Source organism: Pseudomonas sp. Irchel 3E19 (assembly GCF_900187585.1).
In the GTDB taxonomy this organism is placed as follows: Bacteria; Pseudomonadota; Gammaproteobacteria; order Pseudomonadales; family Pseudomonadaceae; genus Aquipseudomonas; species Aquipseudomonas baetica.
In genome coordinates, this window is record NZ_FYDT01000001.1 from 293,024 (window position 1) to 317,394 (window position 24,371).

Annotated in this window: 16 protein-coding genes; 13 read left to right on the forward strand and 3 right to left on the reverse strand. The window is 60.8% G+C overall.

What is annotated here, in order from left to right; genetic code table 11:
- Positions 1-155: 155 nt before the first annotated feature.
- The 9 genes from CKW18_RS01465 (at position 156) to CKW18_RS01505 (ending at position 15,747) form a co-directional block, all read left to right on the forward strand.
- Positions 156-1,133, forward strand: coding sequence for a dipeptidase (locus tag CKW18_RS01465; protein WP_008083166.1), 978 nt, complete (start codon positions 156-158; stop codon positions 1,131-1,133).
- A gap of 78 nt (positions 1,134-1,211) precedes the next feature.
- Positions 1,212-1,742, forward strand: a complete 531-nt coding sequence (locus CKW18_RS01470) for a DUF5943 domain-containing protein (protein WP_095187113.1) — start codon at positions 1,212-1,214, stop codon at positions 1,740-1,742.
- Positions 1,743-1,757: 15 nt separating this feature from the next.
- Complete coding sequence (gene dgcA / locus CKW18_RS01475; RefSeq protein ID WP_095187114.1) at positions 1,758-3,818, forward strand: dimethylglycine demethylation protein DgcA; 2,061 nt, start codon at positions 1,758-1,760, stop codon at positions 3,816-3,818.
- Positions 3,819-3,973: 155 nt separating this feature from the next.
- Positions 3,974-5,923, forward strand: coding sequence for a dimethylglycine demethylation protein DgcB (gene dgcB, locus CKW18_RS01480; protein WP_095187115.1), 1,950 nt, complete (start codon positions 3,974-3,976; stop codon positions 5,921-5,923).
- Positions 5,923-7,143 carry an electron transfer flavoprotein subunit alpha/FixB family protein gene (locus CKW18_RS01485; protein ID WP_095187116.1) on the forward strand — a complete coding sequence of 407 codons (1,221 nt, stop codon included), beginning with the start codon at positions 5,923-5,925 and terminating at the stop codon, positions 7,141-7,143. The genes dgcB and CKW18_RS01485 overlap by 1 nt, the downstream gene beginning before the upstream one ends.
- Positions 7,144-7,152: 9 nt before the next feature.
- Positions 7,153-7,923 (forward strand): electron transfer flavoprotein subunit beta, encoded by a 771-nt coding sequence (locus CKW18_RS01490; RefSeq protein WP_095187117.1) that lies wholly within the window; start codon positions 7,153-7,155, stop codon positions 7,921-7,923.
- Positions 7,924-8,991: 1,068 nt separating this feature from the next.
- Positions 8,992-12,444, forward strand: a complete 3,453-nt coding sequence (locus CKW18_RS01495) for an alpha/beta fold hydrolase (protein ID WP_095187118.1) — start codon at positions 8,992-8,994, stop codon at positions 12,442-12,444.
- 164 nt (positions 12,445-12,608) lie between these two features.
- A complete protein-coding gene (locus tag CKW18_RS01500) occupies positions 12,609-14,477 on the forward strand; it encodes a hypothetical protein (protein WP_095187119.1) in 1,869 nt (622 codons plus the stop codon).
- Positions 14,478-14,502: 25 nt separating this feature from the next.
- Positions 14,503-15,747, forward strand: a complete 1,245-nt coding sequence (locus CKW18_RS01505; protein WP_095187120.1) for a metallophosphoesterase — start codon at positions 14,503-14,505, stop codon at positions 15,745-15,747.
- Positions 15,748-15,845: 98 nt separating this feature from the next.
- Here the strand turns inward: CKW18_RS01505 and gbcA are convergent, their stop codons facing one another.
- Complete coding sequence (gene gbcA, locus CKW18_RS01510) at positions 15,846-17,141, reverse strand: glycine-betaine demethylase subunit GbcA (RefSeq protein WP_095187121.1); 1,296 nt, start codon at positions 17,139-17,141, stop codon at positions 15,846-15,848.
- A gap of 295 nt (positions 17,142-17,436) precedes the next feature.
- Here gbcA and gbcB point away from each other — a divergent pair, with 295 nt between their 5' ends.
- Positions 17,437-18,537 carry a glycine-betaine demethylase subunit GbcB gene (gene gbcB, locus CKW18_RS01520; protein WP_095187122.1) on the forward strand — a complete coding sequence of 367 codons (1,101 nt, stop codon included), beginning with the start codon at positions 17,437-17,439 and terminating at the stop codon, positions 18,535-18,537.
- Between the two features lie 121 nt (positions 18,538-18,658).
- Here gbcB and CKW18_RS01525 read toward each other — a convergent pair whose 3' ends face one another.
- Positions 18,659-19,483 carry an NAD(P)-dependent oxidoreductase gene (locus tag CKW18_RS01525; protein WP_095187123.1) on the reverse strand — a complete coding sequence of 275 codons (825 nt, stop codon included), beginning with the start codon at positions 19,481-19,483 and terminating at the stop codon, positions 18,659-18,661.
- A 177-nt stretch (positions 19,484-19,660) separates the two neighbouring features.
- Complete coding sequence (locus tag CKW18_RS01530; protein ID WP_095187124.1) at positions 19,661-20,701, reverse strand: low specificity L-threonine aldolase; 1,041 nt, start codon at positions 20,699-20,701, stop codon at positions 19,661-19,663.
- Between the two features lie 127 nt (positions 20,702-20,828).
- Between CKW18_RS01530 and CKW18_RS01535 the strand changes: the two genes are divergently transcribed.
- The 3 genes from CKW18_RS01535 (at position 20,829) to CKW18_RS01545 (ending at position 24,339) form a co-directional block, all read left to right on the forward strand.
- Complete coding sequence (locus tag CKW18_RS01535) at positions 20,829-21,539, forward strand: TraX family protein (RefSeq protein WP_095187125.1); 711 nt, start codon at positions 20,829-20,831, stop codon at positions 21,537-21,539.
- 275 nt (positions 21,540-21,814) lie between these two features.
- Positions 21,815-23,068 (forward strand): serine hydroxymethyltransferase, encoded by a 1,254-nt coding sequence (glyA, locus tag CKW18_RS01540; protein ID WP_095187126.1) that lies wholly within the window; start codon positions 21,815-21,817, stop codon positions 23,066-23,068.
- A 20-nt stretch (positions 23,069-23,088) separates the two neighbouring features.
- Entirely contained in the window at positions 23,089-24,339 is a 1,251-nt protein-coding gene (locus CKW18_RS01545; protein WP_095187127.1) for a sarcosine oxidase subunit beta, read from the forward strand.
- The last annotated feature ends 32 nt before the right edge of the window (positions 24,340-24,371 follow it).

Genomic DNA, 24,371 nt, shown 5'->3' on the forward strand with positions numbered 1-24,371 from the left:
CGGTCGGGCCGCTTGATGACCCTTTGTCGCGGATTGACGCTTTCGGCAATTCCCCTGTCGTTTTTGCACCCGGTCGCCCCGGCACCGAGGCATATGCTGGCCCCAAAGCGCCGGCAGACGATTCGGCGCATGAATCGCCAATAAGGGGACGCCTGATGAGCCCAGCCGAATTACACGCCGACAGCATCGTTATCGACGGTCTGATCATTGCCAAATGGAACCGCGAGCTGTTCGAAGACATGCGCAAGGGCGGTCTGACGGCGGCCAACTGCACGGTGTCGGTGTGGGAAGGCTTTCAGGCGACCGTGAACAACATCGCTGCCAGCCAGAAGCTGATCCGCGACAACAGCGACCTGGTAATGCCCGTGCGCACCACCGCCGACATCCGCAAAGCCAAGGAACAGGGCAAGACCGGCATCCTCTTCGGTTTCCAGAATGCCCACGCGTTTGAAGACCAGATCGGCTATGTCGAGGTGTTCAAGCAGCTCGGCGTCGGCATCGTGCAGATGTGCTACAACACCCAGAACCTGGTTGGCACCGGTTGCTACGAGCGTGACGGCGGCCTGTCGGGCTTTGGTCGCGAGATCGTTGCCGAGATGAACCGTGTTGGCGTGATGTGCGACCTGTCCCACGTCGGTTCCAAGACGTCCGAGGAAGTCATCCTCGAATCGAAAAAACCGGTCTGCTATTCCCACTGCCTGCCGTCGGGTCTTAAAGAGCACCCGCGCAACAAGTCCGATGAAGAGCTGAAGTTCATTGCCGACCACGGCGGTTTTGTCGGCGTGACCATGTTCGCGCCGTTCCTCGCCAAGGGCATCGACTCGACCATCGACGATTACGCAGAAGCCATCGAATACGTGATGAACATCGTCGGCGAAGACGCCATCGGCATCGGCACCGATTTCACCCAGGGCCATGGCCAGGACTTCTTCGAATACCTGACCCACGACAAGGGCTATGCCCGCCGTCTGACCAGCTTCGGCAAGATCATCAACCCGCTGGGCATCCGCACCGTCGGCGAGTTCCCGAACCTGACCGAAACCCTGCTCAAGCGCGGCCACCCCGAGCGTGTGGTGCGCAAGATCATGGGCGAAAACTGGGTCAACGTCCTGAAAGACGTCTGGGGCGAATAAGCCACCGCACTGCTGAATCCTTTCCCCCGGCCGTCCGCGCCGGGGGCAACAAACCGAATTTTCTGGAGTTAAGTTTCCATGGCCAAGATCGCCCCGCAATTGCCAATCGAAGTCGACAGCGAAACCGGTGTCTGGACCTCCGACGCCCTGCCAATGCTGTACGTGCCGCGCCACTTTTTCGTCAACAACCACATGGGTATCGAGGAAGTGCTGGGCGCCGACGCCTACGCCGAAATCCTCTACAAGGCCGGCTACAAGTCCGCCTGGTACTGGTGTGAAAAAGAAGCCGAATGCCACGGCCTGGAAGGCGTTGCGGTGTTCGAGCATTACATGAAGCGTCTGTCGCAACGCGGCTGGGGCCTGTTCAAGATCCAGGACATCGACCTCGACAAAGGCACCGCCGGCGTCAAGCTCGAACACTCGGCGTTCGTCTACGTCTACGGCAAGGTCGGGCGCAAGGTCGACTACATGTTCACCGGTTGGTTTGCCGGGGCCATGGATCAGATTCTTGAGGCGCGCGGCAGCAAGATTCGCACGGTTGCCGAGCAAGTCTACGGTGGCTCCGAAGAAGGCCACGACGACGGCCTGTTCACCGTCAAGCCGTTGTAAGTCGAGGAACCCGCCATGGCTTTCGAAGCAATGTTCCAGCCGATCCAGATCGGCAAACTGACCATCCGCAACCGCGTGCTCAGTACCGCGCACGCCGAGGTCTACGCGACCGACGGCGGCATGACCACCGATCGCTACGTCAAATACTACGAAGAGAAAGCCAAGGGCGGCATCGGCCTGGCGATTTGCGGCGGCTCCTCCAGTGTGGCCATCGACAGCCCGCAAGGCTGGTGGAAGTCGGTCAACCTGGCGGACGACCGGATCATCCCGCACTTCCAGAATCTGGCCGACGCCATGCACAAGCATGGCGCCAAGATCATGATCCAGATTACCCACATGGGCCGCCGCTCGCGCTGGGACGGCGAGCATTGGCCGACCCTGCTGTCGCCGTCGGGCATCCGTGAGCCAGTACACCGCGCGACCTGCAAAACCATCGAGCCGGAAGAAATCTGGCGGGTGATCGGCAACTACGCCACCGCTGCCGCGCGCGCCAAGGCCGGTGGTCTGGACGGCGTTGAACTGTCCGCCGTGCACCAGCACATGATCGACCAGTTCTGGAGCCCGCGCGTCAACAAGCGTACCGATGAATGGGGTGGCAGCTTCGAGAACCGCATGCGTTTCGGCCTTGAAGTGCTCAAGGCTGTGCGCAAGGAAGTCGGCGACGATTTCTGCGTCGGCATTCGTCTGTGCGGGGACGAGTTCCACCCGGACGGCTTGTCCCACGAAGACATGAAGCAGATCGCCAAGTATTACGACGACACCGGGATGATCGACTTCATCGGCGTGGTCGGTTCGGGTTGCGACACCCACAACACCCTGGCCAACGTAATCCCCAACATGAGTTATCCACCGGAGCCGTTCCTGCACCTGGCTGCCGGTATCAAGGAAGTGGTCAAGGCCCCGGTGCTGCACGCGCAGAACATCAAGGACCCAAACCAGGCCACGCGCATTCTCGAAGGCGGTTACGTCGACATGGTCGGCATGACCCGCGCGCACATCGCTGACCCGCACCTGATCGCCAAGATCAAGATGGGCCAGATCGACCAGATCAAACAGTGCGTCGGCGCCAACTACTGCATCGACCGCCAGTATCAAGGGCTGGATGTGCTGTGCATCCAGAACGCCGCGACGTCCCGTGAATACATGGGCGTGCCGCACATCATCGAGAAGTCCACGGGCGTCAAACGCAAAGTGGTGGTGGTCGGCGCCGGTCCGGCCGGGATGGAGGCCGCGCGTGTTGCGGCCGAACGAGGCCACGACGTGACCCTGTTCGAGAAAAAAGAATTCATCGGCGGGCAGATCACCACGGCGTCGAAAGCACCACAGCGTGACCAGATTGCGGGTATCACCCGCTGGTTCCAGCTGGAACTGGCGCGGCTGAAAGTCGACCTGCGCCTGGGCACTGCTGCCGACGCGGCGACCATCCTCGATCTGCGTCCGGATGTGGTGGTGCTGGCGGTGGGTGGGCATCCGTTCCTTGAGCAGAACGAACACTGGGGCGCCGCCGAAGGGCTGGTGGTCAGCAGCTGGGACGTGCTCGACGGCAAAGTCGCGCCGGGCAAGAACGTGTTGGTCTACGACACCATTTGCGAGTTCACCGGGATGTCGGTTGCCGACTTCCTCGCCGACAAGGGCAGCCAGGTCGAGATCGTCACCGACGACATCAAACCGGGCGTGGCCATCGGCGGTACGTCGTTCCCGACCTACTACCGCAGCATGTACCCGAAAGAAGTGATCATGACTGGCGACATGATGCTGGAGAAGGTCTACCGCGAAGGCGACAAACTCATCGCCGTGCTGGAGAACGAATACACCGGCGCCAAAGAGGAGCGAGTGGTCGATCAAGTGGTGGTGGAAAACGGCGTGCGCCCGGACGAAGAGCTGTATTACGGGCTTAAGGACGGTTCGCGCAACAAGGGTCAGATCGACATCGACGCACTGTTCGCGATCAAGCCGCAGCCTTCGCTGAGCACCGCCGGAGACGGCTACTTGCTGTTCCGCATCGGCGATTGCGTGGCGCAGCGAAATACCCACGCTGCGATCTACGACGCCCTGCGGTTGTGCAAAGACTTCTGAGGACTTGCACATGACCCCTGTGGGAGCGGGCTTGCTCGCGAATGCATTCTGTCAGTTCTAAATGAGCTGACTGATCCACCGCTTTCGCGAGCAAGCCCGCTCCCACAGTAATGCAGACCGTGTTTCTCCAGGCTGTACTGGTGGGAGCTTCACCTATGTTGAACACCCTTCTTCCAATCCTGTTGTTCGCCGCCCTGGGCCTTGGTGTCCTCGGCGCGTTGCGGCGGGTAGCGATGTGGCGTCGGGGCCGGGCCTCGAAGGTCGACCTGATCGGTGGCCTGTTCGCCATGCCCAAGCGCTACATGGTCGACTTGCACCATGTGGTGGCGCGGGACAAATACATCGCCAACACCCACGTGGCCACGGCCGGTGGTGCGGTGGCGTCGATTGTGCTGGCGATTCTGGTGCATGGTTTCGGCCTGCATAACCGCATCCTCGGTTACGCCTTGCTGCTGATGACAACCGTGATGTTCGTCGGTGCGATCTTCGTTTACCTGCGTCGGCGCAACCCGCCGGCACGGTTGTCGAAAGGCCCGTGGATGCGCTTGCCGAAAAGCCTGCTGGCGTTCTCGGCGTCGTTCTTTCTAGTGACCTTGCCGGTGGCCGGAATCCTTCCGGAAAACTTCGGCGGCTGGATATTGGCGGTGATTCTCGGCGTCGGTGTGCTGTGGGGTGTGTCGGAGTTGTTCTTCGGCATGACTTGGGGCGGGCCGATGAAGCACGCCTTTGCCGGTGCGCTGCACCTGGCCTGGCACCGTCGCGCCGAACGTTTTGGTGGCGGTCGTTCCACCGGTTTGAGACCGCTGGATCTCAACGATCCCTCCGCGCCGCTAGGCGTGGAAAAACCCAAGGATTTCACCTGGAACCAGTTGCTCGGTTTCGACGCTTGCGTGCAGTGCGGCAAGTGCGAAGCGGCGTGCCCGGCCTTCGCTGCCGGCCAGCCGCTGAACCCGAAGAAACTGATTCAGGACATGGTCGTCGGCCTCGCTGGCGGCACCGATGCCAACTTCGCCGGTAGTCCCTATCCGGGCAAGCCTGTGGGCGAACACAGCGGCAATCCGCATCAACCAATTGTCAACGGTCTGGTCGATGCCGAAACCCTGTGGTCGTGCACCACGTGCCGCGCCTGCGTCGAGGAGTGCCCGATGATGATCGAGCACGTCGACGCCATCGTCGACATGCGCCGTCACCTCACGCTGGAAAAAGGCGCGACGCCGAACAAGGGCGCCGAAGTCCTGGAAAATCTTATCGCCACCGACAACCCCGGCGGTTTCGCCCCGGGCGGGCGGATGAACTGGGCGGCGGATTTGAACCTCAATCTGCTCAGCGAGAAGAAATCCACCGACGTGCTGTTCTGGGTCGGCGACGGCGCTTTCGACATGCGCAACCAACGCACCCTGCGTGCGTTCGTCAAAGTGCTGAAAGCAGCGAAAATCGACTTCGCTGTGTTGGGCCTGGAAGAGCGCGACAGCGGAGACGTTGCTCGTCGTCTGGGTGATGAAGCCACCTTCCAGTTGCTCGCCAAACGCAACATCCAGACCCTGGCCAAATACAGCTTCAACCGCATCGTCACCTGCGATCCGCACAGTTTCCATGTACTGAAAAACGAATACGGCGCCTTCGATGGCAACTACCTGGTGCAGCATCACAGCACTTACATGGCGGAAATCATTCAGGCTGGCGCGCTCAACCTCGGTCAGCACAAAGGCAACAGCGTGACCTATCACGATCCGTGCTACCTCGGCCGCTACAACGGTGAGTACGAGGCGCCGCGTGAAGTGCTGCGTGCGCTGGGTATCGAAGTCAAAGAGATGCAACGTTCGGGCTTTCGTTCGCGCTGCTGCGGCGGCGGTGGCGGCGCACCGATCACCGACATTCCGGGCAAGCAGCGGATCCCCGACATGCGTATGGACGACATCCGCGAGACCGGCGCCGAGCTTGTGGCCGTGGGTTGTCCACAGTGCACGGCGATGCTCGAAGGCGTGGTTGAACCACGTCCGCTGATCAAGGACATCGCCGAACTGGTGGCCGACGCGCTGCTCGAAGACGCCGCACCAGGCAAGCCGACTATGCCGGCCAAACGTGAACCTGCGGAGGCCCACTGATGAGCGACATTATCCGCCGCGACCCGCGCGCCGAATGGATTGCGCGTAACCGTCTGCATCCGCTGCACGCGGCCATGCAACCGGCGCAACACAGCTGGATGGGGCCCAACGGCGTCATCCGCAAGAACCTGCACGGCATCGGTTTCATTGGCCCCAACGGCATCAAACGTATTGACCGCAGTGGTGCGCAGCAGGGCGGGGCGGTCAAACGCTCGGCCGCGGTTGAAGTGCAATTGCCGCTGCATCAAGTGCCGGCCCCGGCGTTCTACATCAGCGTGGTGCCGGACATGGTCGGCGGCCGCTTGAGCAGCCACGACCGCGATTTGCTCGGCCTCGCCCACCAACTGGCCGGCAAGGACGGCGCGGTGTTGGCCGTGGTCTTCGGCGAACACAAGGAAAACGCCTTCGCCACCGCAGGCGTTGATCGCTTGCTGGTGCTGGAGGGCGAAGCATTCAGCGGTTATGCACCGGAGCAACGCGTGCAGGGTTTGCGCGCTGTGGATAACCAGTTCAACCCGCGTCACTGGCTGCTGCCGGACAACCGCAGCGGTGGCGGTGAACTGGGTCGGCGCTTTGCTGCGGCGTTGGGCGAACGCCCGGCGACACGCGTGTGGCAGGTCAAGGATCAGCAGTGCATCGGCCGCGCTGGCGCGGGCCTGCAGGATTTGGCCCGTCCGGTTGCGCGGTTGATTCTGGCCTCGGCCGAATGTGCGGAACCTGTCAGCGAAACCCGTCACGAAGCATTGCCTGTGGAGTTATCCACAAGCGTCGCGCGCAGCTTGTCGCGGATCGAAGATCTCGGCGCTGTGGCTGTCGATCCGGCGGCGATTCCAATGGCCGAAGCCGAGTTCATTTTCTCCGGTGGTAACGGGGTCAAGGACTGGGCGCTGTTCCACCAGACTGCCGCCGCATTGGGCGCCACCGAAGGCGCCTCGCGGGTGGCGGTGGACGATGGCTTCATGGCGCGTGATCGGCAGGTCGGCGCGTCCGGTACCTGGGTCACCGCGCGGGTGTATGTCGCGGTGGGTATTTCCGGGGCGATCCAGCATCTGCAAGGCATCGGTGCCTGCGACAAGGTGGTGGCGATCAACCTCGATCCGGGTTGCGACATGATCAAACGCGCCGACCTGTCGGTAATCGGCGAGAGCGCGGAGATTCTTCAGGCCTTGATCGCGGCGGTTGAGGCTTACCGCAACGACGCCAAGCGCGATGCGGCTTAAGGAACGGCTATGAACACGAAAATCATCAGTTTGGTTTCAATCGGCGCCCACCCGACCTCCGGCCGGCCACGTCGCGCCGAACAGGACGCACGCGCCGTGGAGCTGGGCCTGCAACTGGCTGGGGATAACCTGCAAGTGCTGCACGCCGGGGATGTCGCGGAACCCGCATTGCGCGCCTATCTGGGCATGGGGCTGGAGCAGATGCATGTGCTGGAGCAACCGGCGGGCGCAGATGCATTGCCGGCGCTGACCGCGTATCTACGTGATGCCGGTGCGCAGGTGGTGCTGACCGGTAGCCAGGCGGAAACCGGTGAAGGCTCGGGGATGTTGCCGTTTCTGCTGGCCGAAGGTCTGGGCTGGCCGCTGGTGGTAGGGTTGGCGCAGGTCGAGTCGATCAATGACGGCTCGGCGCTGGTGCTGCAAGCGTTGCCGCGCGGGCAGCGGCGGCGGTTGAGGGTGAAGTTGCCGTTTCTGGCGACTGTGGATAACGCAGCTCCCAAGCCTCGGCAGAGTGCTTATGGCCCGGCGCGTCGCGGCGTGCTGAATGCCGAAGATGTGGAAGTGCTGGACGATGAATTGCTCGCAGTAGCGATATTGCAACCGGCCAAGCCTCGGCCGAAACGCTTGAAAGTGATCAAGGCCAAGAGCGGTGCAGACCGGATGAAAGCGGCTACGGCCAAGGCCAGTGGCGGTGGCGGGCAAGTGCTCAAAGGCGTTTCCGCACAGGCCGGCGCTGAAGCGATTCTCAAACTGCTGATCGAAGAAGGCGTCGTCCGTTAGCCACCATCTTCCAGGCCTGAGCAATCCCAGTGGGAGCGAGCCTGCTCGCGAAGGCGGACTGTCAATTGATGCATGTGTCGATTGATCTATCGCCTTCGCGAGCAGGCTCGCTCCCACATTGGAATTCATTCACAGTCAATTTACGCACAATCCCTGTTGGTCAGTCTGTGGATAACGTGTTCGCGCTTCACTGCAAGTCACGTCAACCGTGGCTTGCAGGCCTCAGATCAAAAAACAACCAGCCTAAGTCGCGGTTTTTCCTGGCTTTTCTTCTTGGATAACTACACAACTTGCCCCCAATCTCTGTTGGCGCTTCTGTGGATAAGATGTTCGCTATACGCTGCGAGCCTTATAAAACATGGCGTGTATGGATTTGATCAAAAAACGATCAAATACCCTTTGCAGACCTGCGAACCTCTCTCCAACCCACGTTTTTTCACATCCTGCAGCGCTTTTCCACAGACCCGCAGAACTTACCCCCGTTCTCTGTTGGCGCTTCTGTGGATAAGGTGTTCGCCATCCTCTGCAGGCCACGCAGAACGGGCGATACAGGCTGTTGATCAAATAGTGATCGATCGTACGTGCAAACCCTGATTCTGGATAAGTCACGCTTTTTCTTCACAAATCAGCGAGTTGCTTTCTCGCTCATCCACAGTTACCCCCATTTGCTGTGGGTGGCTATGTGGATAACTTGTTCGTCGAACCCTGCAAGCCCCGCCGGCCATAGTCCAAATGGCAATTGATCACATTTCATACAGTTCTAAGCGGCTGCCTTGACTTCGATTCCGGCGCTGTCTTCACTGCAATGGCACAAGGACAGCCGTCACTTATCCACATCAGGTTCTGGGAGAACGCATGATGGATAGCCGTACACACCGCCCCCCACCCCAACCACGCAAGCGCACGCTACGTCGCGCCGCTAATCAGCATGCTCGTCTGTAGCGTGTCAATCCTGCCTCGATTGCTGTGCTGTCGCCGGACTCGCTCCGGTGACCAGGTGCCCGTTCGCCCACCGATTGCAGGCAACCGCAGAGTTGCCCCCATCTGCCTGATTAGAGGAACCACCTCATGACACGGATCGCAACGCCCATCAGCGAGATCAAGGAACACTACGACGTCATCGTCATTGGTTCAGGCTACGGCGGCGGTATTGCTGCCTCGCGCCTGTCCCGTGCCGGCAAACGTGTGTGCCTGCTCGAACGCGGTCGGGAAATCCAGCCCGGCGAATACCCCAACACCATGATTGCCGCCACCGAAGAATTGCAGGTGCATGACCCCGACGGTCATATCGGCTCGCGCACCGGGTTGTTCGACCTGCATGTCAACGCTCAGCAAAACGTCGTGGTCGGTTGCGGCCTCGGCGGTACTTCGCTGATCAACGCCAACGTGGCCCTGGAGCCGGAGCCCGGCGTGTTCGATGATCCGCGCTGGCCGCAGGCAGTGCGTGAACACCGCGACACCTTGCTCAAGGATGGTTATGCCCGTGCCCGGGAAATGCTCAAGCCCAATCCTTATCCGGACACTTCACCCAATCTGCCCAAGCTCGACGCCAACAAAAAGTCCGCGGAGTACCTCAAGCAAGGCGCGCACTTCTACAAGCCGCCGATCAACGTCACCTTCGACAAACTGCCCAACAACCTCAACCACGTCGGCGTCGAACAACTGCCATGCAACCACTGTGGCGACTGCGTGTCGGGCTGTAACAACAAGGCCAAGAACACCACGCTGATGAACTATCTGCCGGACGCCTGGAATCACGGCGCGGAGATTTTCTGTCAGGCCCAAGTGCGGCATCTGGAGCGTGACGGTGACGGCTGGATCGTGCACTTCCAGTATCTGGACAGCGGTCGCGAGAGGTTTTCCGCGCCGACGCTGTTTGTGAAGGCCGACATCGTCGTGGTGTCCGCCGGCACGCTGGGCTCCACGGAAATTCTGCTGCGCTCGCGCGATAAAGGGCTGGTGATGTCCGGCCAGCTCGGTGAAAACATGAGCGGCAACGGTGACATCCTCGGTTTCGGTCACAACTGCGAGCAGACCATCAACGGCATCGGTTTCGGCGCGCACCCGGCCAAGGAACTGCACCCGGTCGGCCCCTGCATCACCTCGGTCATCGACATGCGCACCGAAGGCGATTGGCGCAGTCGCATGGTCATCGAAGAAGGCTCGATCCCCGGCGCCCTTGGCCGGCCGATGGTGCCAAGCATGGCCGGCTTCGCCGAGATGCTCGGTGTGGCCACCGACGACAGCTTCAGCGGCAAGGTGAAATACAAGGAACGCGAGGCGGAAAGTTTTCTGCGCGGCCCGTATTACGGCGCGCTGCACAACATGCAGACCTACCTGATCATGAGTCACGACAGCGGCCAGGGGCGGATGGTCCTGGATAACAAGGATCAGTTGCGCATCGACTGGCCGGGCGTCGGCGAGCAAGAGAACTTCAAGCTCGGCAATGACCGCCTGCACCAGAGCACCAAGGCGCTCGGTGGCGTCTGGGTGGAAAATCCGATCTGGACCAAACTGCTCAAGCACAGCATCGTCTCGGTGCATCCATTGGGCGGTTGCGTGATGGGCGAGGACGCCGGACAAGGCGTGGTCAATCACAAGGGCCAGGTGTTCAGCGGCGCTGCCGGCACCGATGTCTACGCCAATCTGTACGTGACAGACGGCGCGGTGATTCCGACTTCACTGGCGGTCAATCCGCTGCTGACCATTTCCGCCGTGAGCGAGCGCAACATGGGCCTGCTCGCCGCCGACCGGGGCTGGCAGATCGACTACACGCTGCCCTCGGCACCGCGCAAACCCGTCGCGCCGCCGACCCTCGGCGTGCAGTTCACCGAAACCATGAAAGGCTATTTCTCCCGGGCCTTCACCGCCGCACAAAGCACCGATCTGAAGGTTTACGAAGCAGCGGCCAAACGCGGCGAGACCGACAACTCACCCATCGACTTCACCCTGACCATCACCGCCGCCGACATGAACCGGATGATCAAGGAGCCGGAACACGCCGCAACCATCGTCGGTACGGTGATCGCCCCGGCGCTGTCGCCGCAGCCGCTGACCGCCAGTAACGGCGTGTTCAACCTGTTCGAGCAATACGAGCAACAGGTCGATACGCGCCACATGAAATACGACATGAAGCTGACCGCCGAGGATGGCAACGACTATTTCTTCAGCGCCTTCAAAACCGTGCCGGAAGACAACGGCGTGCTGAACATCTGGCACGACACCAGCACTTTGTACGTGACGCTGTATCGCGGGCCGGACAAGTCTGGCGAGGTGATCGGCTCCGGGGTGATGCACATCCATCCGACCGATTTCGCCAAGCAGATGACCACCATGAAAGTGCTCAACGCGCGTAACGAGCGTGAGCGCATTGAAGGGCTGGCACGCTTTGGCAAGTTCTTCGCCGGGATTCTCTGGGAGAGTTATGGCGGGGTGTTTGCCGGGGATATCTACTTCAATCCCGACGCGCCGCCACGGTTGAAACGGCCACTGGACGCGCCAACCCCGGCGGTGCATTTCTTCCCCACCGAGGATGGCGTCGAACTGCGCCTGACGCGTTATCAGGCGGGGACCAAAGGCCCGGTGATGCTGGTGCATGGTTTGGGCGTGGGCTCGAACATTTTCTCCACTGACACCATCCAGACCAACCTGCTCGAATACCTGTGCAAGCACGACTACGACGTCTGGCTGCTGGACTTCCGGGTGAGCATTCTGCTGCCGGCGAGCAAGAAGGAGTGGAACGGCGACCAGATCGCCCAGTACGACTTCAAGGCAGCCATCGCGCAGATTCAGCAGCAAACCGGCGCCAAAGACGTGCAGTGCGTCGTGCATTGCTACGGCGCGACCACCTTCTTCATGTCGCTGCTGGCCGGGTTGCAGGGGGTGCGCTCGGTGGTCTGCTCGCAGATTGCCGCCGATACGGTGGTCGCTACCGCAACGGGGTTGAAGGCCGGGCTGCACCTGCCGGGCATGCTCGACGCCATCGGCATCAAGTCGATGACGGCCTACGCCGACAGCAAGGAAAACTGGTTCAACAAACTCTACGACAAAGCCCTCAACGGCTACGCGCGGATCGAAGCCCAGGGCTATTGCACCAACCCGGTGTGCCACCGCATCACCTTCATGTACGCCTCGCTGTATCGCCACGACACCCTCAATGAAACCCTGCACGACAACCTGCACGAGTTGTTCGGCGAGTCGAACATCGAGACCTTCGAGCATCTGGCGCTGATCGTACGCAAAGGGCACCTGGTGGATTTCAAAGGCAACGATGTGTACATGCCGCACTTTGACCGGCTGACCATGCCGATCTGCTTTATCAGCGGCGCCGACAACCAGTGTTATCTGCCGGAAAGCACCCTCAAGACCTACCAGCGTTTGTGCGATATGCACGGGCCACAGCGTTACAGCCGGCAGGTGGTGCCGGGTTACGGCCACATCGACTGCATGTTCGGCAAGAACGCGGTGGTCGATGTCTATCCGATCATCCTTGAACACCTGGAGAAAACAGCCCTCGGTTGACTTGACACCGAGTCGCCCCGTTCGCGAGCAAGCCCGCTCCCACAGGGTTTTGTGCCAGTCACAAAACCAGTGGGCATTCCCAATCCAATGTGGGAGCGAGCCTGCTCGCGAAAGCGGTGCATCTGGCGCTACATCTCTTGGGTCTGCACAAGGAAATGGATGACATGGACACCTACATCCGCTGGTTTCAACGCTTCATCTGGCTAGGCATTGCAATGAACATGGTGTTCGCGATCCCCGCGCTGTTTACGCCGGGTTTGCTGACATCGGTGGTCGGCTTGCCGCCGCAACTCTCCGATCCATGGCTGGAAAACGCCGGGATGCTGCTGGTCGGCATCAGCGTGTTCTACATGCCGTCAGGCTTCAACGCGCCGCGCTACGTGGTGCATTCCTGGCTGTGCGTACTGACGCGGTTGATCGCCGTGGTGTTCTGGATCTACCTGATCAACACCAGCACTCAAGGTTCGGTGTTCGTCCCGATGTTGCTGGGCGATCTGAGCTTTTTCCTGATTCTCGGCATTCTGCTGTACCTCGGTACCACGCCGCAGAACCGGCCATGGGCCTTGCTCTGTGATGGTTGGCGCGAGTGGCGCGCCGCGTGGGCGCGGCAATGGCAGAGTCACGCCTTCAAGGTCGGCACCTTGATCGTGGTCGCGGTGCTCGGTTTTATCGGTTACCAAACCTGGTATCAGATGCTGCGCGTCGTGCCTGAACAGCAATACGCTTCCGACGAAGACCACTACAAATACGCTGCCATCGGCCTCGGGATCGAAGCGCGAATCCCCTATTACCTGTTCGCCGTGCTGCCGCAGATGTGCCCGGAAAAACTGCCCAAACCCGGCGGCTGGGAAGTCTTCGGTTTCCTCTTCGAGAACGGCAAGGACCTGCCGATCGGCATGGCCAAGCGGCAGATCGGCTACCCGACGGTGGAGCCGAACTGCGCGCTGTGCCACACCGGCTCCTACCGGGCCAACGCCAGCGACGTCGCGGTCAACGTGCCGAGTGCGCCGGCCAACACCCTGCAACTGCAAGCTTTCCAGTGGTTCGCCTACGATTGCGCCAGCGACCCGAAATTCACCACCGACGCGGTAATGGCAGCGATCAACGGCAAGTTCCAGCTGGGCTTTTTCGAGAAGCTCTACAACCGCTACCTGATCATCCCGATGGCCAAGAGCGCATTGCTCAAACAGAAACAGGCCTACGCCTGGCAAAAGCTGCGACCGCAACAGGGGCCAGGGCGCACGGACACCTTCAACCCGACGAAAATGGTGGTGTTCGGCTTCCCGGATGACTCGACCATCGGCACCGTCGATCTGCCGCAAGTCTGGAACCAGAAACCGCGCGAATCGATGTACCTGCACTGGGACGGCAATAACAACAAGATTCACGAGCGCAACTACGCCGCCGCGATGGCTGTCGGTGCGACGCCCGAATCGGTGCTGCCGCCAAGCTTCAACCGGGTGACCAACTGGCTGCTCGGGCACAAGCCACCGGCCTGGCCGTGGACGCTGGATCAGGCCAAGGTCGCGCAGGGCAAACCGATCTGGGATAACAACTGCGCCGGTTGTCATGACTTCGGTCGTGCCGACACCGGGCAAGTCACCACCAACATTGACCAGCTCGGCACCGATCCACATCGGCTGGATTCGTTCACCACCGGTCTGGTGACTGCGTTCCACACCTTCAAGAAGCCGCCCTTCGACTTCGGCGCCTACCGCAAGACCCAGAGCTACAGCAACACGCCAACCGACGGCATCTGGCTGCGCGCACCGTACCTGCACAACGGTTCGGTACCGACTTTGTGGGACTTGCTGCAACCGCCGGAAAAACGTCCGCAGGTGTTCGTCACCGGCTCCGACGTCTACGACCCGGTCAATGTCGGGTTTGTCACCCGCGGCGCGCAAGCCAAAGCCTCGGCCGACTTCAAGTACGACACACGGCTGGAGGGCAACCACAACAGCGGTCACCTGTATGGCACGACGCTGTCGGACGACGACAAGCGTGCGCTGATCGAATTCATGAAAACCCTGTGAGCCCTTACGGATAGAGGAATACACCATGTCACTGGTCAGTCATTGGGAACACGAGTACGACAAGGTCAAAGTGCGCATTCACGGTTTGATCACGCGTATGGAAATGGCCTGGATGAAACTCATCAGCGAGCTGGAGCCGCAGGAGTTTCAGGCGATTATCAAGTTGCTGCAGCGCGGGCACGATCAGGCGCATTACGTGTTGAAGAACGGCGAGTTGCCGAGCGACGAACCGAGCGTGCCGTGGGAGTTGTCCCACGGCTTGTCGATCCTGCGCATCGGCAATGCCACGCCATTGCCGCAGTCGAGCGATCAACTGCAAACCCGGGTCCTCAAGGACGGCAGTTTGCTTGGGTGTCGCAAGTGGGAACTGCTGGATCTGTTGTGGAGCGAGGCGCTGCTCAAGTGGATCGAAAACCTGCGTCATCACGCGACCTTCGGCACCGATCCCGCCGTGGTGCAGATGGGAAGCGACGTGACCCTGGCGATTGCCGGCGATTGGGGCACCGGGCCGTTCGACAGCCATGCGCCGGCGGTATCGGTGGCCAACCAGATGCAACTGGCCCAGGCCGATTTCACCATTCACTTGGGCGATGTGTATTACGCCGGCAGCCACTCGCAGGAAGACGTCGACATGGCCGGTTGGCCGATGGGCACGCACGGCTCATTCACGCTCAACTCCAACCACGAGATGTACAGCGGCGCCCACGGCTACTTCAAGGAACTGGCCAAGCGTTTTCCGGGGCAGCAGGGCACCAGTTATTTCGCGTTGATCAACGATGACTGGCTGGTGGTCGGGCTGGATTCGGCTTATGCGTCGGATGCGCTGAACTTGTACATGGACGGCACCTTGAACGAGCCGCAGATCGAATGGATGAAGGCACTGCCCAAACGCAAAAAAATCATGGTGCTCAGTCATCACCAGGGCTTCGATATTTCCGGGCATAACAAGACTGCGCTGTATCAACCGGTGTGCGATGCCTTGGGGCGTGAGCCGGATTATTGGTACTGGGGGCATCTGCATAACGGCATCGTCTACGCGCAGCAGGGCGGATTGCAGGCGCGCTGTGCCGGGCATGGGGCCATCCCCTACGGCAACGCCAGTGAACTCGACGGGCATTCGCGGGTGCTCTGGTCGGAGACGCAGAGTGCGAAGGACCCGGCGTATCCGGATCGGGTGTTGAACGGGTACGCGAAAATCAGGTTGGTGGGGGAGGAGATTTTTGAGGAGTTTATTGGTGAGGATGGGTCGGTGAGGTGGTCATCGAAGTGATGGGGTGACGGTGACGGCCCCTTCGCGAGCAAGCCCGCTCCCACAGTTGGAACGCATTCCAAAATGTGGGAGCGGGCTTGCTCGCGAAGCTGTTGCTGTTAGCCCTGAACCGGCACGCCTTTGAGGTAAGGCGCAGGCTCTGCGCCGAGGTTGTTCAGCATGCGCTCGCTGTACCAGTCCACAAAGTTGACCACACCAAACTCATAAGTCTTCGAGTACGGCCCAGGCTGGTACGCCGTGGAGTTGATCCCGCGCTGGTTCTCTTCGGCCAGACGACGATCCTGATCGTTGGTCGCGTCCCACACCTGGCGCATGCGGTCGACGTCGTAATCCACACCTTCCACCGCATCCTTGTGCACCAGCCACTTGGTGGTGACCATGGTTTCCTGGGCGCTGATCGGCCACACGGTGAAGACGATGATGTGGTCGCCCATGCAGTGGTTCCACGAGTGCGGCAGGTGCAGGATGCGCATCGAACCGAGGTCCGGGTTCTTGATCCGGCCCATCAGTTTGGCGCAGCCCTGTTTGCCGTCGAGGGTCATCGACACGGTGCCCTTGAGCAGCGGCATACGCACGATGCGGTTACGCAGGCCGAAACTGGCGTGGGCGTAAGGGATCTTCTCGGCTTCCCAGGCAGCGGCGGAGGCGGCGACGTGATCCTTGAACGCCTGATCGGCGCGCGGGTCGGTGACGTCGTCCCATTCCAGCAAGGTTTTCAGCAGTTCCGGGTGCGACGCGTTGCAGTGGTAGCACTCGCGGTTGTTTTCCAGCACCAGTTTCCAGTTGGCCTTTTCCATCAAGGTGGTGGTGATCGCCACCTTGGTGTTCTCCATGTCGTACGGTTCCATGTAATGGTTCAGCGTCGACAGGAAGTCATCGATGGCCGGCGGGTTCTCCGCCAGGCTGATAAAGATGTAGCCACCAGCGGTCTTCACGTTCACCGGTTTGAGGCCGTACTGCTTCATGTCGAAGTCGGCGCCCATCTCGGTGCCGGCGAACAGCAGGCGGCCATCCAGCTCATACGTCCACTGATGGTAATGGCAGACCAGTTTGGCGACCTTGCCCTTGTCGCTGGTGCACAGGCGCGAGCCACGGTGGCGGCAGACGTTGTGGAACGCATGGACGACGCCGTCGGCGCCACGAATGACGATGATCGGGTTCTTGCCGATCTGCAGGGTGATGTAGTTGCCCTTGGCCGGGATCTCGCAGGTCATGCCGGCGATCAACCACTCTTTCTGGAAGATCTCCTGCATGTCGATATCGAACAGCCGCTCGTCGCTGTAGAACGGTTGCGGCAGCGAGAAGGTGCGCTCACGTTCCTGCAGCATCTGTGCGGTGGCCTTGCGTGCGGGTTCCAGCGGATCGCCCAGGCTGATTTTTGCGGTGACGTCCATCGATGTGATCCTCATGGCCATCTGCGTGGCCGGCGAAAGTGGCTAATCAGGTGTGCTGTAAACGGTTGCTACGCAAGGTGTAAAGAATTCGTCTTGGTGTGAGGCGAGTGTGGGGCCGGCGCAGGCGGGAACCTTATCCATGGGCGACATGGTGCAATCTGTTCCCGACGCGCAACCCCCGGTGGTTGGGGGCTGGTCGCGATAAGTATGTCAATGTCGCGGATAGGTAAACGGGCCGTCTGCGCTATACGCAGAATCGCCACATGAAGGCCGACAGTCGGCCGTGGAGAACAGCATGTCCAACAGCTTCCTGAATCCGGTCACCACCCAGACCTGGGCCAATGGCCGACACATCGTCCGTTGCGTCAAAGTCATCCAGGAAACCTGGGACGTGCGCACCTTCTGCTTTATGGCCGATCAGCCGATTCTGTTTTTCTTCAAACCCGGGCAGTTCGTGACCCTGGAGCTGGAAATCGACGGCCAGCCGATCATGCGCTCGTACACGATCTCCAGCTCGCCGTCGGTGCCGTACAGCTTTTCGGTGACCATCAAACGCGTGCCGGGCGGCAAGGTTTCCAACTGGTTGCACGACACGCTTCACGAGGGGCAGGAGTTGGCGGTGCACGGGCCGGTCGGGCTGTTCAACGCTATCGACTTCCCGAGCCCGAAAGTCCTCTACCTGAGCGGCGGCGTGGGGATCACCCCGTGCATGTCGATGGCGCGCTGGTTCTACGACACCAACGCCAACGTCGACATGACCTTTATCCACAGCGCCCGCTCGCCGAAAGACATCATTTACCACCGCGAGCTGGAACACATGGCGTCGCGGATCGACAACTTCAGCCTGCACCTGATCTGCGAGAAGCACGGCTTGGGTGAGCCGTGGGCCGGGTATCGTGGCTACCTCAATCACAAGATGCTCGAACTGATGGTCCCCGACTTCCTTGAGCGCGAAGTGTTCTGCTGCGGCCCGACGCCGTACATGAATGCGGTCAAGCGCCTGCTGGAAGTGGCCGGTTACGACATGTCGCGTTACCACGAGGAGTCCTTCGGCGCCACACCGCCTGAGGCTCGCGCCGATGCGGTGGAGCAAGCCGAACAGGCGGCCGACGCACCGGAAATCGATGCCGCGGATCTGCATCAGGTCGAATTCACCGCGTCCGGCAAGAGCATTCGTGTGGCACCGGGTGAGACCGTGCATGCGGCGGCGGCCAAGCTCGGCCTGATGATCCCGAAAGCCTGCGGCATGGGGATTTGCGGGACGTGCAAGGTGATGAAGCTGGGCGGCGAGGTGGAGATGGAGCACAACGGCGGGATCACCGAGGACGATGAGGCCGAGGGTTTCATCCTGTCGTGCTGCAGCGTGCCGAAGGGGGATGTGCGGATCGAATTCTAATGGGCGACGACATTCCAATGTGGGAGCGGGCTTGCTCGCGAAAGCGCTGTGTCATTCAACGGTGATGTTGGCTGATTCGACGCCTTCGCGAGCAAGCCCGCTCCCACAGGGGTTATGCGTTTCAATCAATGAACAGGTCGGGCATCAGGGTTGCGTCGCTGTCCGGCTCGAAGCGATAGTGATTGAATTCGCTCACACCGCTCTCGCGCAAAATCTCCTCATCAATCAGCAAGCGCCCGCTGATCTGCCGCCCGCTGCTGCTCAGAATCACATGCGCCGCATCCGCCATGATCGCGGGCGTGCGCGCATGCTTGAATGACTCGCGATTGCCCAACTGAAACTCGATCGCTGCCGTGGCAATCATCGTCTGCGGCCACAGTGAGTTGACGCTGATGCCGTAATTGGCAAATTCCTCACTCATGCCCAAAGTCAGCATGCTCATGCCGTACTTGGTCACGGTGTACGGGCTGTATTGGGCGAACCACTTGGTCGCCAGATTCAGTGGCGGCGACAGGTTGAGGATGTGTCCACCGGATCTTTTCAGATAGGGCAGGGCGGCCTGGCTGCACAGCAGCACCGCGCGGGTGTTGATCTGGTGCATCAGGTCGAAACGCTTGAGTTCGATGTGTTGCACGCCGGTCAATTTGATCGCCCCGGCGTTGTTCACCAGCGCATCGATGCCGCCGAAATGTTCGTTGGCCTTCGCTAACGCCTGGCGCACCGCGTCGTCGTCACGCACATCCAGTTGCAACGCCAAGGCTTTGCCGCCCGCCGCTTCGACTTCCGCAGCGACGCTGTGGATGGTGCCGGGCAACTTGGCGTGCGGTTCGGCGCTCTTGGCCGCAATCACGATATTGGCCCCGTCCTTCGCGGCACGCAGCGCGATCTCACGGCCAATGCCACGGCTGGCGCCAGTGATGAACAGGGTTTTGCCTTGTAACGACATGCCGATGCTCCTGCTTGTTGTTATGTGAGCGGAGGGCTCGACAGACAATGTAGACCAAGGGCAACGCAATCTCTATAGGAGCTGCCGAAGGCTGCGATCTTTTGATCTTGATCTTAAAAAACAAATCAAAAGATCGCAGCCTGCGGCAGCTCCTACAGGGGAGGGTGTGGAGTCAGGTCAGGCGGACATGACTTCGCGGATATCGCGGGCCAGTTCGCGTACGCGTTCTTCTTCGGTATCCCACGAGCACATGAAGCGTGCGCCGCCCTTGCCGATGAAGGTGTAGAAGCGCCAGTTCTTCGCAGTCAGGGCTGCGATGGCCGGCTCGGAGAGTTGCAGGAACACGCCGTTGGCCTGTACCGGGAACATCAGCTCGACGCCGGGAATGTCGCTGACCAGCTCCGCCAGCAACTGCGCGCAGTGGTTGGCGTGGCGGGCGTATTTGAGCCAGGCGTCGTTTTCGAGAATGCCGACCCATGGCGCTGACAGGAAGCGCATTTTCGACGCCAGTTGCCCGGCCTGTTTGCAGCGGTAATCGAAGTCTTCGGCCAGTTTGTGGTTGAAGAACAGGATCGCTTCACCCACCGCCATGCCGTTTTTCGTGCCGCCGAAGCACAACACGTCGACACCGGCCTTCCAGGTCAGGTCGGCCGGCGAGCAGCCGAGGAAGGCGCAGGCGTTGGAGAAGCGCGCGCCGTCCATGTGCAGGTGCAGGCCCAGTTCCTTGCAGGTGGCGCTGATGGCGCGGACTTCTTCCGGGGTGTAGACGCTGCCGACTTCGGTGGCCTGGGTCAGGGTGACCACGCGCGGTTTCGGGTAGTGAATGTCCTGGCGCTTGAGCGCGACTTCGCGGATCGATTCCGGGGTGATCTTGCCGTTTTCGGTACGGGCGATCAGCAGTTTCGAGCCGTTGGAGAAGAATTCCGGGGCGCCGCATTCGTCGGTTTCGACGTGGGCGGTTTCCGAGCAGATCACGCTGTGGTAACTCTGGCACAGCGACGACAGCGCCAGCGAGTTGGCAGCGGTGCCGTTGAACGCGAAGAACACTTCGCAGTCGGTTTCGAACAGCTTGCGAAAATGATCAGCGGCGCGCGCTGTCCATTCATCGTCGCCGTAAGCGCGTTGGTGGCCGTGGTTGGCCTGTTCCATGGCGGCCCAGGCTTCAGGGCAGATACCGGAGTAGTTGTCGCTGGCGAATTGTTGGCTCTTGTCGGTCATGGCCGGCTTCCGTGGTCGAGGCGCTTGTGGCGACTCGTTGGTCAATGATGGTGCGCACTTTACCGAAGATCATCCGGGGAGCACACGGGATGTCGCTGGCAGAACTCTACAAGGACAGGGGCCGATTATGCACCTGAGAAAACGCGACGGCGCGCTGGATCTGCTCAAGTGGCTGGCGCTGCTGAGTATGGTGCTCGATCATCTGCGATATGTCGGGATCAGCGCCGATTGGCTGTATGTGCCGGGGCGGTTGGCGTTCCCATGGTTCTGCCTGGCGATGGCGGCGAATCTTGCCCGGGATGGCGTGCGCAGAACTGAATGGCGCTATCTGGGGTGGTTGCTGTTGTTCAGCGCCGTCAGCGAAATTCCGTATCGCTTGTACATTCCTGATCCCGACACCTTGAACGTGATGCCCACGCTGGCGCTTGGGTTGCTGGTGGCACGGGGGTGGCAGGATCCAACGATCATGTCTCGATTGCTGGGTGTCGCCGTGCTGGTATTGGCCGCCGTATTCCCGGAGCGATTGATGTTCGGTTTCTTCGGTGTGCTGCTGCCGTTGGCGATGCTGCTGGCGTTTCGCCGTCCGTGGTATTTAAGCCTGTTGCCGGGGTTGATCTGCCTCGCCGCCAATCAATGGCAAGTGCTGTATGAATCGGCGAGGTTCGGCAGTAGCGTCGCTATTCTCGGCATTGCCACGTGTCTGTTTGCGCCAATGCTCGGAATGTTCCTGTTGCGACATATGCGACATCTCCAGCCACCGCCGATGCGGCGCTGGGCCTATGCGCTCTATCCCGCGCATTTTCTCCTGTTACTCGCCGTCCGCACGGCATACACCTGACCCCTGTGGGAGCGGGCTTGCTCGCGAAAGCGGTGTGTCAGGCGATACTGATGTCGACTGACACCGCCTCTTCGCGAGCAAGCCCGCTCCCACAGGGGATCTCTACGGATTCGAGGGATACGTTCTACCAGCCATTCCCCGCCATGTCGTAAACGCACCTTTGCGTGGCGTCCGTAGGCATTTGAGCTGTCTGCGCCGGTCATACCATCGCATCAAAGGGCACGCAGGTGCCTGACCGAGACGAATGGCGCACCGCCGCCGCTGGGAGAGACGCGATGTTCAGCAAGCAAGACCAGATCCAGGGTTACGACGATGCACTGCTGGCGGCGATGAATGCCGAGGAGCAACGTCAGGAAGATCACATCGAGCTGATCGCGTCGGAGAACTACACCAGCAAACGCGTCATGCAAGCGCAGGGCAGCGGCCTCACCAACAAATACGCCGAAGGTTATCCGGGCAAGCGCTACTACGGTGGCTGCGAGCATGTGGATAAAGTCGAAGCACTGGCCATCGAGCGCGCCAAGCAACTGTTCGGCGCTGATTACGCCAACGTCCAGCCGCACTCCGGTTCCTCGGCCAACAGCGCCGTGTACCTGGCGCTGATTCAGCCGGGCGACACCATCCTCGGCATGAGCCTGGCCCACGGCGGTCACCTGACCCACGGCGCGAAAGTGTCGTCCTCGGGCAAGCTGTACAACGCCGTGCAGTACGGCATCGACACCAAGACCGGGCTGATCGATTACGACGAAGTCGAGCGTCTGGCCGTCGAGTGCAAACCGAAAATGATCGTCGCCGGTTTCTCCGCTTACTCGAAAACTCTGGATTTCCCGCGCTTCCGCCAGATCGCTGACAAAGTCGGTGCGCTGCTGTTCGTCGACATGGCCCACGTCGCGGGTCTGGTCGCTGCCGGTCTGTACCCGAACCCGCTGCCTTACGCTGACGTGGTCACAACCACCACCCACAAGACCCTGCGCGGTCCGCGTGGCGGGCTGATCCTGGCCAAGTCCAACGAAGAGATTGAGAAAAAGCTCAATGCCGCGGTATTCCCCGGCGCTCAGGGCGGCCCGCTGATGCATGTCATCGCCGGTAAAGCGGTGTGCTTCAAGGAAGCGCTGGAGCCGGGCTTCAAGGCGTATCAGCAACAAGTGATCGACAACGCCCAGGCCATGGCGAGCGTATTTATCAAACGTGGCTACGATGTAGTGTCCGGCGGCACCGACAACCACCTGTTTCTGGTCAGCCTGATCCGTCAGGGCCTGACCGGCAAAGACGCCGACGCCGCCCTCGGTCGCGCGCACATCACTGTCAACAAGAATGCCGTGCCGAACGATCCGCAATCGCCGTTCGTGACGTCCGGCCTGCGCATCGGTACCCCGGCGGTGACCACGCGTGGCTTCAAAGTGACCCAGTGCGTGACGCTGGCCGGCTGGATTTGCGACATCCTCGACAACCTCGGTGATGCCGATGTCGAGGCCAATGTTGCCCAGCAAGTGTCGGCCCTGTGCGCAGACTTCCCGGTTTATCGCTGAGCGTTCTGGAGTAAATGACTATGCAACGCTATTCGGGCTTCGGCCTCTTCAAACACTCCCTCAGCCACCACGAAAACTGGCAGCGCATGTGGCGCACGCCGACGCCGAAAAAGGTCTACGACGTGGTCATCGTCGGCGGCGGCGGGCACGGTCTGGCGACGGCCTACTATCTGGCCAAAGAGCACGGCATCACCAACGTCGCTGTGGTCGAGAAAGGCTGGCTGGGCGGCGGTAACACCGCGCGCAACACCACCATCGTGCGCTCCAACTACCTGTGGGACGAGTCGGCGCACCTGTACGAACACGCGATGAAACTGTGGGAAGGCCTGTCGCAGGATCTGAACTACAACGTGATGTTCTCCCAGCGTGGCGTCTACAACCTCTGCCACACCCTGCAGGACATCCGTGATTCCGAGCGCCGGGTCAGCGCCAACCGCCTTAACGGCGTCGATGGCGAACTGCTCAACGCCCAGCAAGTCGCTGACGAAATCCCGTACCTCGACTGCTCGAAAAATACTCGTTACCCGGTGCTGGGCGCGACTGTTCAGCGTCGCGGCGGCGTGGCCCGTCACGATGCCGTGGCCTGGGGTTTTGCCCGTGCCGCCGACGCCTTGGGCGTGGACTTGATTCAGCAGACCGAAGTGATCGGCTTCCGCAAGGAAAACGGCGTGTGCATCGGTGTTGAAACCAATAAAGGCTTTATCGGCGCAAAACGCGTCGGTGTGGTGACGGCCGGTAACTCCGGGCACATGGCCAAACTCGCCGGTTTCCGTTTGCCGATCGAATCTCACCCGCTGCAAGCGCTGGTGTCCGAGCCGATCAAACCGATTATCGACAGCGTGATCATGTCCAACGCCGTACACGGTTACATCAGCCAGTCCGACAAGGGCGACCTGGTGATCGGCGCCGGTATCGACGGCTACAACGGCTACGGCCAGCGCGGTTCGTACCCGGTGATCGAGCACACGATTCAGGCCATCGTCGAGATGTTCCCGGTGCTGTCGCGGGTACGCATGAACCGGCAGTGGGGCGGCATCGTCGACACCACGCCGGACGCCTGCCCGATCATTTCGAAAACCCCGGTACCGAACATGTTCTTCAACTGCGGTTGGGGCACTGGCGGCTTCAAGGCCACACCTGGCTCGGGCAACGTGTTTGCCGCGAGTCTGGCCAAGGGTGAAATGCACCCATTGGCTGCACCTTTCTCCATCGACCGTTTCCACAACGGTGCGTTGATCGATGAACATGGCGCTGCTGCGGTTGCCCACTAACAAAGGCCCCATGAAAACTACTGCGCTCGGCA

Coding starts and splice junctions, on each gene's coding strand:
- CKW18_RS01465 (WP_008083166.1), top strand. CDS start 156: ATGAGCCCAGCCGAATTACACGCCGACAGCATCGTTATCGACGGTCTG.
- CKW18_RS01470 (WP_095187113.1), top strand. CDS start 1,212: ATGGCCAAGATCGCCCCGCAATTGCCAATCGAAGTCGACAGCGAAACC.
- dgcA (WP_095187114.1), top strand. CDS start 1,758: ATGGCTTTCGAAGCAATGTTCCAGCCGATCCAGATCGGCAAACTGACC.
- dgcB (WP_095187115.1), top strand. CDS start 3,974: ATGTTGAACACCCTTCTTCCAATCCTGTTGTTCGCCGCCCTGGGCCTT.
- CKW18_RS01485 (WP_095187116.1), top strand. CDS start 5,923: ATGAGCGACATTATCCGCCGCGACCCGCGCGCCGAATGGATTGCGCGT.
- CKW18_RS01490 (WP_095187117.1), top strand. CDS start 7,153: ATGAACACGAAAATCATCAGTTTGGTTTCAATCGGCGCCCACCCGACC.
- CKW18_RS01495 (WP_095187118.1), top strand. CDS start 8,992: ATGACACGGATCGCAACGCCCATCAGCGAGATCAAGGAACACTACGAC.
- CKW18_RS01500 (WP_095187119.1), top strand. CDS start 12,609: ATGGACACCTACATCCGCTGGTTTCAACGCTTCATCTGGCTAGGCATT.
- CKW18_RS01505 (WP_095187120.1), top strand. CDS start 14,503: ATGTCACTGGTCAGTCATTGGGAACACGAGTACGACAAGGTCAAAGTG.
- gbcA (WP_095187121.1), bottom strand. CDS start 17,141: ATGGACGTCACCGCAAAAATCAGCCTGGGCGATCCGCTGGAACCCGCA.
- gbcB (WP_095187122.1), top strand. CDS start 17,437: ATGTCCAACAGCTTCCTGAATCCGGTCACCACCCAGACCTGGGCCAAT.
- CKW18_RS01525 (WP_095187123.1), bottom strand. CDS start 19,483: ATGTCGTTACAAGGCAAAACCCTGTTCATCACTGGCGCCAGCCGTGGC.
- CKW18_RS01530 (WP_095187124.1), bottom strand. CDS start 20,701: ATGACCGACAAGAGCCAACAATTCGCCAGCGACAACTACTCCGGTATC.
- CKW18_RS01535 (WP_095187125.1), top strand. CDS start 20,829: ATGCACCTGAGAAAACGCGACGGCGCGCTGGATCTGCTCAAGTGGCTG.
- glyA (WP_095187126.1), top strand. CDS start 21,815: ATGTTCAGCAAGCAAGACCAGATCCAGGGTTACGACGATGCACTGCTG.
- CKW18_RS01545 (WP_095187127.1), top strand. CDS start 23,089: ATGCAACGCTATTCGGGCTTCGGCCTCTTCAAACACTCCCTCAGCCAC.